Source organism: Vibrio sp. 10N.261.55.A10 (genome assembly GCF_041470825.1).
Taxonomy (GTDB): Bacteria; Pseudomonadota; Gammaproteobacteria; order Enterobacterales; family Vibrionaceae; genus Vibrio; species Vibrio crassostreae_C.
This window is the reverse complement of the sequence record NZ_JBFRNC010000031.1, coordinates 18,981-30,144: the sequence shown is the minus strand read 5'-3', so window position 1 is coordinate 30,144 and position 11,164 is coordinate 18,981. Positions and strand designations below refer to the sequence as shown.

Sequence of the window (11,164 nt, the reverse complement as noted above, 5' to 3'; positions counted from 1 at the left end):
CGATGAACCAAAAAAAAGCCAGCCACCATCGGTGACTAGCTTATGTTTTCTCGAATCAATCTCGAATCAATCTCGAATCAATCTCGAATCAATCTCGAATCTCGAATCCGTTTTAGTACCCCATCAACTGCAGCAAGTTCTCCGCTGTGCTGATTGCTTCTTTACGGTTAGCAATGTTGAGCTTTTGGTAAAGGTTACGGATGTGAGTCTTGATTGTGGTACCCGCTACATCGAGTTCTTGAGCGATCTGCTCATTACTGAATCCTGAGTAGATCAGACCAAGTACTTGCCATTCACGCTGGGTGAGTGGGCTAGTACGCACAAGCTCAGGAATGTTCGGGTGATTAACCAAGTTCTCAACAAAGTCTTCATCGAAGTGAACCGAGCGGCTGCGTTGGGTCGCGGAAATATCTTTCATGATTTGTTGTGCGCGGTGACGTTCTAAATCACCTAAGCCTGGCTTGTTGCTCAACTTATCCAAGATATGCCCGATAGTCCCACCGTCTACCAAGAAGTTACCGACCATACCGGTTTGGTTAGTCATATGAAGCGCTTCTTCGAGTAGTATTCGTGCGCTGTCTTCATCGTTAATTTGTGTACGTAACACGGCTTCAACGATCAAGTTGCGGTTGGTGTCTGTAATCAGGTGCGAACGCTGGGCTTCACTCTTAAGGAAGGTCAGCGCTTCTTCTGCGTCTTCATACTGCTCAAGGATGATGTGAGCACGAACGATGTTTCGCCACTGAAGTTGGCAGAAGTGGTTACTTGCCGATTCAGGTCGAACAGCCACACTCAGCCAATCACGGATAGCTTCTTTATCGCCTTTTACTTGCCAGAACAGAATCAAAGAAAGAGAAGCATTTGCCGTCCAATCTACGTGGTAAGTCGATTGACGCAATAGGTGCTGAATCTGGTCGATAAATTTCGACGCTTTATCAATCTCACCACGGCTCAATGAAATACGAGCCAACATAGAATAGCTGTGCAGGTGTTTACTCGGAGAGTGGTGACCAAGGATATCTAAGCCTTTGTAGCAACACTCTTCCGCTTCATCTAGTCGGTTCCAACACCAGAAGATCTGAGCGCGAACACGCAGCAAGAATTCGTGCAGAGGTACGTATTGCAGCTGATGTTCTTCAATCAATTTGAATGCACTGTCTTGTAGCTCAAATGCAGCTTGAACATAACCTTGAGCAATCAAGATTTCGCTTTGTTGCAGAATCGCCCACAGGGCCTGATGGTAAACCTGATACTGACGTGCCAGTTTTTCTGTTTGTTGCATCATCGGTAGCGCACGGCTTAGGTTACCCATTACGTGATTCACTTCGCCTACAACCGAGGTTGCGACAATGCGGCTACGATAAACGGTGGTGTTCAACTGACTCAACGAAAGCTCAGCCAATTCCAATGCTTTCTCAGGCTCATTGCTGTTGATGGCAACTTGTGCGCGTAAGGCGTTGTATTGGCCTTGCTGCTGAGTATCGAGTTCAATGTTTCGAGCTTGATATTGAGTCTCAGCCTCTTCCAACAAAGTACCCACTTGGTCATAACGGTGCTGACTTTGTGCAAGCCAAGCACGCAACATCGAAAGCTTTGGCTCACTGTATAGTTGATCTGTGGTTAGCTGTTTGATCGCCATTTCTAATGACGAAAGCTCACCTTGGTTGAACATCGGCCAACCGTGCTCAGTCAGGATTTGAATGATCAGTTCTGGATCTTCAGCGCGCTGTGCGTGACGTAGTGCTTGGTGTGGTGTGTTTTGCTTGATCCACGCTTTTGCAGCACTTCGATGCAGTTCAGCTTCTTGCTGAGGAATTCGAGCTTGGCGCTCATGTGCGAGGAATTCACCAAACAAGTTATGGAAGCGATACCAGTTCTTTTCACCTTCAAGCGGGTAGATGAACAAACCAAAACGGTTGAGTGATTCGATCATACCTAACGCATCTTCACGCTGTGTAAGTGCACACACAAGCTCATCGTTGAAGTGATCAAGCACAGAACATTGCATCAAGAACTGTCGGGTTTCTTTGTCTAGCAGGTCGAATACTTCTTCAACCAAGTAGTCCCAAAGATGGGCGTGGTTAAAGTGAGAGAATGACTCTGCGGACTGTGCAAGAGTGCGTTTTTGGTGTTGTGCTTGTAGCGCGATAAGTTGTAGTGCAGAAGGCCAACCTTCTACATAACTACAAATGCTATCTGCCGTGGTGTCATCAATGCCGTCGGCTACGCGTTGGTTGAAAAAGCGTGTGGTTTCTTCGGTATCAAACGCCAACGAGTCATTACCTAATTCGATCATTAAGTCACGAACGCGCAGGTTTGCTGTACCAAGTGGTGGCGTACCACGACTGGTGACAACCAACGTTAGGTTATCGGGCATGTGTTTGAGGAAGAAGCGCATGGCTTCGTGGATGTCGTCATTGTTGACCAAGTGATAGTCATCCAACACCAGAAAGCACTCGTGATGGAATTCCGACATCTCGGCAAATACTTCACTTAATAAAGAATGCAGCGATGAAAACTGTCGCTTTTCTGCCAGTTTTTGGGCATTCGGACAGGCATTTTGAGTCGCTTTATTAAGTGATTGAAGTAGGTAGTTGATAAAGCGGAAGGCATCATTGTCGCTATCATCAATGCTGTACCAACCCACATTAGGTTTATCTACCAACCATTGTGCAGCCATGGTGGTTTTGCCGTAGCCCGCTGGAGAGCGGAACAACACAAGCTTATAGCAATCTGCATTGTGAAGCAGATCGAGAACCCTAGGTCGTAGGATTGCATTATGTAAGCGGCCGGGACGAGTCAGTTTCGAAGGGATCCACATATCGAAGTTTTACACCTATTCCGTGGCTATGTTCTGGAATATCCCAATCTATCGTTGAGTGCACTCCAATGACATGAGCCTAATTACTTAAGTCTTTACTCATATTACGTGAAGCCAAACGTTACCGACTACGATCCTCCTCAGAAACCTTGCACTCCTGCATGTTTTTGGGTGTCTACGCCCTTTATTTGAGACTTTGCTCACGTTGCGGGTTGGTTTGTGAATGTGACTTCGTTCATCCCTACACGGGAATCAATGCAAAAGATGAGAGTTGGAAATTATTTTCGTGATCTGAAACTCAGATTTGGCAATGACTTTAAATGGGTTAAATAAAAGTCACATCAATTGAAGTTAAGTTATCGAACGGGAGCTTGTGATCTTAGTCACTCCAAGTTTTTGTTCGCAGTCAGAACATGAGAGTCAGATCACTAACCCTAAGTCGGTACGCCCCCTACGCCCTCCCATCTACTCCTAGTCAGTTGCATTAGCGGGAGGATGTTTAGTTTATGGTGACCATGCACGATATGTCACAGATGAATTAGAACTATTAAAAGCGAGATTTCTGAAATGAAACCAACTCAGCAAAAAACTTTCGATAAAGTGTCATTCCAAGAGAGTGTTAAGAAACATTTATCTGCAACCTACGCAACAACGATTGAAAACGCAGATAGCCGCGCATGGTATCTAGCAATGGGGCGTGCGCTAGCAGAACTCACAACATTTGATCTGTTAGAAACTGAAAATGACGAAAAAATTAAGAACGCGAAGAGCGTTAACTACCTATCACTTGAGTTTTTGATTGGCCGTCTAACAGGTAACAACCTGATCAGCATGGGTCTATACGAACAGATCACTCATGCAATGGAAGAGCTAGGTCAAAACCTAACTGACCTTCTAGAAGAAGAACGTGACCCATCACTAGGTAATGGTGGTCTTGGTCGTCTAGCTGCTTGTTTCATGGATTCTTGTGCCGCTCAAGAATACCCAACAGTAGGCTACGGTCTTCACTACGAATACGGTTTATTCAAGCAGTCTTTCCAAGACGGTCGCCAACAAGAAGCACCTGACGCATGGCGCGGTGTTGAAGGTTACCCATGGGAAGTGGCTCGTCCAGAACTAGCACAACACATTGGTTTTTACGGTCATGTAGAAGTTGAATTCATCGACGGTAAAGAAGTACGTACTTGGGTTCCAGGTATGGAAGTGAAAGCAATGCCTTGGGATCTACCTATCGTAGGTTACGAGTCAAACACGGTTTACCCATTGCGTCTTTGGGAATGTCAGGCAATTGCACCATTCTCACTAGCAAGCTTTAACAACGGTGACTACTTCGAAGCGCAACACTCGCTAATCGATGCAGGTAACATCACTAAAGTACTTTATCCGAACGACAACCACGAGAAAGGCAAGACTCTGCGCCTAATGCAGCAGTACTTCCACTCAGCAGCGTCTGTTCGCGATATTCTACGTCGTCACGAAGCAGCAGGTTTCTCTCTAGAAGATCTGCCTAAGCAAGAAACGATTCAGCTTAACGATACGCACCCAACGATTGCGATTCCTGAGCTAATGCGCATCTTGATTGACGAGAAAGGTCTATCTTGGGACCAAGCATGGGAAATCAGTGCTCATACGTTCGCATACACGAACCACACACTACTTCCTGAAGCACTAGAGACTTGGTCTGAATCACTGATCAACCGTCTTCTTCCACGTCACATGGAAATCATTTTTGAAATCAACCACCGCTTCATGCAAGAAGTTCGCAAGATGTGGCCTGGTGACGGTGAGAAGCAAGCGAAGCTTTCTATCATCCAAGAAGGTTTCCACCGCATGGTTCGCATGGCAAACCTATGTGTGATTGGTTCTTACAAAGTAAACGGTGTAGCTGCGCTTCACTCACAACTGGTTAAGAAAGACTTGTTCCCTGAGTTCAACGAAATCTTCCCAGGTAAACTGACTAACGTAACGAACGGCATCACGCCACGTCGTTGGTTGAAGTTCTGTAACCCAGGTCTATCTACGCTAATCACGGGTAAGATCGGCACTGAATGGCCAGCAAAACTTGAGCAGCTAGAAGGCATCGCTAAGTTTGCAACAGACGCGAAATTCCAAAAAGAATTCATGGCTGTTAAGAAAGAAAACAAACAGCGCCTAGCTGATTGGGTTCAAGAGAACATGGGTATCGAGCTAGATACTAACGCTATCTTTGACGTTCAAATCAAACGTCTTCACGAATACAAGCGTCAGCACCTAGATTTGCTACACATTCTATCTCTGTACCACCGTATTCTTAACGAACCTGGTTTCGAGTGTGAGCCACGCGTATGTTTCTTCGCAGCGAAAGCAGCACCGGGTTACCACCTAGCGAAAGAGATCATCTTCGCGGTTAACAAGATTGCAGAGAAGATCAACAACGACCCTCGCATCGGTAACAAACTGAAAGTGGTATTCATTCCTGACTACCGTGTAAGCATGGCTGAAATCATCATCCCTGCAGCAGACGTTTCTCAGCAAATCTCACTAGCGGGTAAAGAAGCATCTGGTACGGGCAACATGAAGATGGCTCTAAACGGCGCGCTAACTATCGGTACGATGGATGGTGCAAACGTTGAGATTCGTGAAGAAGTGGGTGATGAAAACATCTACATCTTCGGCCTAGACGTTGATGGTGTTCAAGCTCTGAAAGCTCAAGGCTACAACCCATACGACTACTACAATGCAGACCCACTACTGAAAGCATCTCTAGACCTACTGACTGGCGATGAGTTCACTCCAGGTCAACCAGGCCTTCTACGTGCAACGTTTGATAGCCTGCTAGACGGTGGTGACCCTTACCTATGTCTTGCTGACTTCGCATCTTACGTGAAAGCGCACGAAGACATGGGCACGCAATACAAAGACCAAGCAGGTTGGGCTAAGAAAGCAATTCTTAACACAGCATTGGTTGGTAAGTTCACATCAGACCGCTCTATCCGCGACTACGTGAACAACATCTGGAAACTTGAAGCGGTTAACCGTTAATACTTCCAAAGTAGCCAAGGCAGTTTCTGCCTTGGCTCAATTAGCTTGTGAGCAAACGAAAGGCTTAAAGGTTTCGTTTATAAACAAGCTGCTTACAAACCGATTGTCACAAGCTAATTGATTAGTAAAAATTAAATTAACAACCCTACAAAATAGAAAGCGTCAGAACGTTTTCGGAGAGAGCGATGAAAGAACAGACCGTATTAAAACAAGTCGCAGAAATGGCAAACATTGCCGACAGTTACGTTAGTGCGTGGGGCGATGAAGCACAAGTATCAGACGAGACGATCACGTCTCTATTGGCTTCGTTGGGCTACGATACAAGCAGCGATGATGCACTGCTTAAGTCAGCAGAAAGAAAACACAAAAAAGATGTACTAGACCCAGTTCTTGTCTTGCGTGACGGTGAGCCAGTAGAAGTGGCGCTTAATCTAGGTGTAAGTGCTCGTGAAAGTGAGTTCAGCTGGCGCTTAGAAACCGAGCAAGGAGAGGTACTTGAAGGCTATCTTCAATCTCAAGTCATTCGTGACGAGCGTGCCGAGGGTGGCCCTTTAGTGTTTGCATTGCCGAGTGATTTGGCATGGGGTTATCACAAGCTCATTGTGAGCCGTAAGCGCCGTAAGAAGCCTTACGAGATGACACTGATTATTACGCCAAAAGCGTGTTTCAAGCAGTCACCAATCGAGCAAGGCAAAAAGCTTTGGGGACCCAGTGTTCAACTTTATACCCTAAGAACTCAGCATAACTGGGGTATTGGTGATTTCGGAGACCTAAAACAGCTTGTTGCGGATATCGCTTCTCGTGGTGGTGACTTCGTTGGTCTAAACCCAATTCACTCATTGTTCCCTGCGAACCCTGAAGGTGCGAGCCCATATAGCCCATCTTCTCGTCGCTGGTTGAACATCTTATACATTGATGTGAGTTCAGTTCCTGAATTTGCACTAAGTGCAGAAGCACAACAAACAGTCGGCAGCGCAGAGTTCCAACAGCGTCTACAAAAAGCGCGTGAAGCACACTGGGTAAACTACACCGAAGTGTCTGAGCTTAAGATGAGCATCTTGCCTCTGCTATTCGCAGAATTTAAGACTCGTCATCTAGACAAAAACAGCGACCGTGCACAAGCGTTCTTAGCCTTCGTAGAAGAGGGTGGCGATAGCCTGATGCATCAAGCGGCGTTTGATGCTCTACATGGTGAACTGCATGCAGAAGATTCTGGCATGTGGGGATGGCCGGTATTCCCTGAGAAGTACCGTACATTCGACAGCCCAGCGACACAGAAATACATCAAAGAGAACTTAGAAAACGTTCATCTGTACATGTACCTGCAATGGCTAGCAGATTGCCAGATCAACGATGCACAGTCTCTTGCAGAAGAGAAGGGCATGGCTGTTGGCCTGTACCGTGACTTAGCGGTAGGTGTTGCAGATTCAGGCAGCGAGACTTGGGCTGACGAAGGCAACCTAGTGATGGATGCGAGCATTGGTGCTCCACCTGATATTCTTGGTCCTTTGGGTCAGAACTGGGGTCTACCTCCGTTAAACCCAGAAGTGCTTCAAGAAACAAGCTACGACGCTTACATCAAGCTACTTCGTGCGAACATGAAGCATTGTGGTGCACTGCGTATTGACCACGTTTTAGGTCTACTGCGTTTGTGGTGGATTCCAAAAGGTGAGAACGCAACTAAGGGAGCGTATATCTACTATCCAGTACAAGATATGCTGTCTATTCTGGCGCTTGAGTCTCACCGTTACCAATGTAGCGTTATCGGTGAAGATTTAGGTACGGTACCGGATGAGATTGTCGACATCCTTGCAGATGCTGGCGTGCATTCTTACAAAGTGTTCTTCTTCGAAACATCAGAAGACGACGGTGGTTTCATCTCACCAAAACACTACGCATCACAATCGATGGCGGCGCTGTGTACTCACGATATGCCAACGCTTCGCGGCTTTTGGCACTGTGATGACCTAAAAATGGGCCAAGAGATTGGCTTATACCCAGATGCAGAACAATTAGAAACCTTGTTCGATGACCGCCTAGAGTGCAAGCAAGGTATCTTAGATTCAGTAGCATGGCATGGTTTCCTACCAGAAGGTGTGGGCCGCGATGCGAGCCAAGTACCGATGGACTCTTACCTTGCTGAGGCACTTCAACTGCACGTAGCGGCTGGTGGTTCAACACTACTGAGCGTTCAGCTAGAAGATTGGCTAGAGATGGACAAGCCAGTAAACATTCCTGGCACGGTTGATGAATACCCTAACTGGCGTCGTAAACTATCAATGAACTTGGACGAAATATTTGCTCACGAAGGCGTTAATCGTATCGCTTCTAAGCTGACTGACGTTCGAGAAAAAGCAGGTAAGTAATGATATTGAGTGACTTGAAATTAGGTGGTTTTTTGCTTACGCCGTACGAAACTACAACCTCGGTCACTCAATAATGAATGCTCATCTGGTAGAATAAACCGTCGTTATATTGCCCGCACTAATAGCGGGCATTTTTGTATTATGTTTTTTGGATGTTTGGTTAGGGAGAAACGTTTTGGAACTAAGTTCGATTTCAAAGCAAAAACAAATATATACCCAACTATCACAGGCTTGTTTCACAGACCCATTCGCGTTTTTAGGGCCATACCTACCTTCTGAGCAAGGTGCATTACGTGTGTGGATTCCTGGGGCAGATAAAGTCGAGTTGATTGTTGGAAAGGAACCTCGTATTGAGTTAGCGCGAGAGGGTGAAAGTGGTTTCATTCTTAAGCAAGAGAGAGACTTACGTTTCACTCACTATAAGCTTGCGGTTGATTGGGCTGGCGTAGAACAGATCATTGATGATCCGTATCAGTACCACGATCTATATGCGAGTTATGAAGATCTTCATACACCGAAAGATATGTATCATCACATGGGGGCTCAGTTTATTACGCTAGAGCGTGATGGACAGACGATTTCAGGTACGCGTTTCTTGGTGTACGCACCGCATGCAACTGCGGCAAGCTTGGTGGGTAACTTCAACGCTTGGGATGGTCGCCGCCACCCAATGCAACGCCTAGATTACGGTATGTGGGGCTTATTCATTCCTGAACTGGAAGAAGGCGCTCAATACAAGTTTGAATTAAAAGGACCAAATGGCGAAGGCTTACCACACAAAGCTGACCCATGGGGTTTCTACTCTGAGCAATACCCATCGTTCTCATCTGTAACTTACGATCACGCTCGTTACCAGTGGCAAGATACTCAATGGCAAAATCGCCCGGTAACGCAAAAGCGCAAAGAAGCGCTTTCGTTCTATGAATTGCATGCAGGTTCTTGGAAGCGTAACGCTGAAGGTGAATTCTTAAATTATCGCGAGCTTGCGGAAGAGCTGATCCCATACCTAACGGATCTTGGCTACACGCACGTTGAACTAATGCCAGTTTCAGAACATCCATTCTACGGTTCTTGGGGCTATCAGCCTGTTGGTCTTTTTGCACCGACTAGCCGTTTTGGCTCTCCAGATGATTTCAAATACTTCGTCGATCAATGTCACCAAGCGGGTCTTGGCGTTGTTCTGGACTGGGTTCCTGCTCACTTCCCAAGTGATGATCACGGCCTAGCAAACTTCGATGGTACGCCATTGTTCCATGATCCAGATCCACGTCGTGGTTGGCATCAAGACTGGAACTCGTACATTTACGATTTAGGCAAAGAGCATGTTCGTCGTTTCTTGGTAGCAAACGCTCTTTACTGGTTCGAACAATTCCATATCGATGGCATCCGTGTTGATGCGGTTGCTTCGATGTTGTACCTCGACTATTCGCGTAGCCATGACCAATGGATCCCGAATGCGGATGGCGGCAACGAAAACTACGACGCTATCGCAACCCTTAAGTGGATGAACGAAGAAGTGTATAAACACTTCCCGAATGCGATGACCATTGCGGAAGAATCAACGGCTTTCCCTGGTGTTTCAGCACCGACTTTTATGGGCGGCTTAGGCTTTGGCTTTAAGTGGAACATGGGTTGGATGCACGACAGCTTGTCTTACATTCAAGAAGACCCAATCAACCGTAAATATCACCACGATACGATTACCTTCCCACTGGTTTACGCACACAGTGAGAATTATGTATTGTCTCTGTCTCACGATGAGGTGGTTTACGGTAAAGGTTCTATCCACAACAAGATGCCTGGTGATGAATGGCAGCAAACGGCAAACCTACGTGCTTATATGGGTTACATGTATGCGCAACCAGGTAAGAAGCTGAACTTCATGGGTGCAGAATTTGGTCAGACGGCTGAATGGAACCATGACGACCAGCTGCAATGGTTTTTGCTGGATTACGAGCGTCATCAAGGTGTTCAGCGTTTAACGAAAGACCTGAACAATCTGTACCGCTCTGAAGCTGCAATGCACGATCTTGATTTTGATCCGAAAGGCTTTGAATGGCGTCTACAGGACTCTGCTGAAGCGAGCATTCTTGCGCACGAGCGCATCAGTGAATCTGGTGAGCGAGTATTGATAGTGTCTAACTTTACGCCAGTGCCTCACGAGCATTTCCGCTTAGGTGTTCCTGCAAAAGGTGAATATGCATTGTTGTTGAATACAGACTCTGTCGACTATGCAGGCAGCGGTTTTGAAGTGAAGCAGACTGCTGAGATTGAATCTGTAGAGAGCGAAGGGCTAGACACATCGATTGAGCTGCGTTTGCCGCCGTTATCGACCGTTTTTTACAAGCTAAATTAGGTCTATAAGTTGAGCAGGTCATCGCTGCTCACTTTTCTGAAAGTCTAAAAAAGGGAACCCTAGGGTTCCCTTTTTCTATTTCAGTAAGCTGGTTAGCGTTACTTGAAGTTGGTGAGATAGAACATTGAGCGTCCGACTACCATTTCAAGGATTCGAACTGAGTCGTTGCCTAAACTGTCCAACATCTTTTCACGAAATTCGCCGTTCGAGCTGAGGTTAAATTGCTCAGGGTTCTTTATTTGCGAAGCATGGAAAAACATCAATTTAATCACGTATCGAAACTGCTCATTATCTAGAGCGGCTTGCCAAGATTGGATAAAAAGCGCTTCCGATGAAAAGTCTAGACTGTCTATAACGATCGATAACATGTGTCCGTGAAGTACTGAACGAATAGCGCGTGTCGACGGATAATAGCCCTGAAGCGTCGTTAAACTAATGCCAATTTCTTGAGCAATCCTTGCATAAGTTAGTGCTTCATGTCCTTCAGCCAGAAAAAGGTTTAGTACGATTTCATCGTAGTGTTTTTGGTTTTCTAGTTTCTGTACTTGAGTAATTCGAGCCATTACAAATCTCTATTGAGTGTAACATTCTGTAAACAAC

Annotated in this window: 5 protein-coding genes; 3 read left to right on the top strand and 2 right to left on the bottom strand. The window is 46.1% G+C overall.

All coding sequences use genetic code 11. The annotated features are described in order from the left end of the window. Positions 1–112: 112 nt before the first annotated feature. The gene (gene malT, locus AB4274_RS10750; RefSeq protein WP_017061867.1) at positions 113–2,821 is read right to left on the bottom strand and encodes an HTH-type transcriptional regulator MalT; all 2,709 of its coding nucleotides are present in this window, start codon (positions 2,819–2,821) and stop codon (positions 113–115) included. 567 nt (positions 2,822–3,388) lie between these two features. Between malT and AB4274_RS10745 the strand changes: the two genes are divergently transcribed. The 3 genes from AB4274_RS10745 (at position 3,389) to glgB (ending at position 10,564) form a co-directional block, all read left to right on the top strand. Continuing rightward, positions 3,389–5,842 carry a glycogen/starch/alpha-glucan phosphorylase gene (locus AB4274_RS10745; protein WP_069597239.1) on the top strand — a complete coding sequence of 818 codons (2,454 nt, stop codon included), beginning with the start codon at positions 3,389–3,391 and terminating at the stop codon, positions 5,840–5,842. A 185-nt stretch (positions 5,843–6,027) separates the two neighbouring features. After that, entirely contained in the window at positions 6,028–8,208 is a 2,181-nt protein-coding gene (malQ, locus tag AB4274_RS10740; protein ID WP_017067441.1) for a 4-alpha-glucanotransferase, read from the top strand. A gap of 175 nt (positions 8,209–8,383) precedes the next feature. Then, on the top strand, positions 8,384–10,564 hold the full coding sequence (gene glgB, locus AB4274_RS10735) for a 1,4-alpha-glucan branching protein GlgB (protein ID WP_372111997.1): 2,181 nt from the start codon (positions 8,384–8,386) through the stop codon (positions 10,562–10,564). A gap of 98 nt (positions 10,565–10,662) precedes the next feature. Here the strand turns inward: glgB and AB4274_RS10730 are convergent, their stop codons facing one another. Continuing rightward, positions 10,663–11,127 carry a TetR/AcrR family transcriptional regulator gene (locus tag AB4274_RS10730; RefSeq protein ID WP_372111995.1) on the bottom strand — a complete coding sequence of 155 codons (465 nt, stop codon included), beginning with the start codon at positions 11,125–11,127 and terminating at the stop codon, positions 10,663–10,665. Positions 11,128–11,164: the final 37 nt, after the last annotated feature.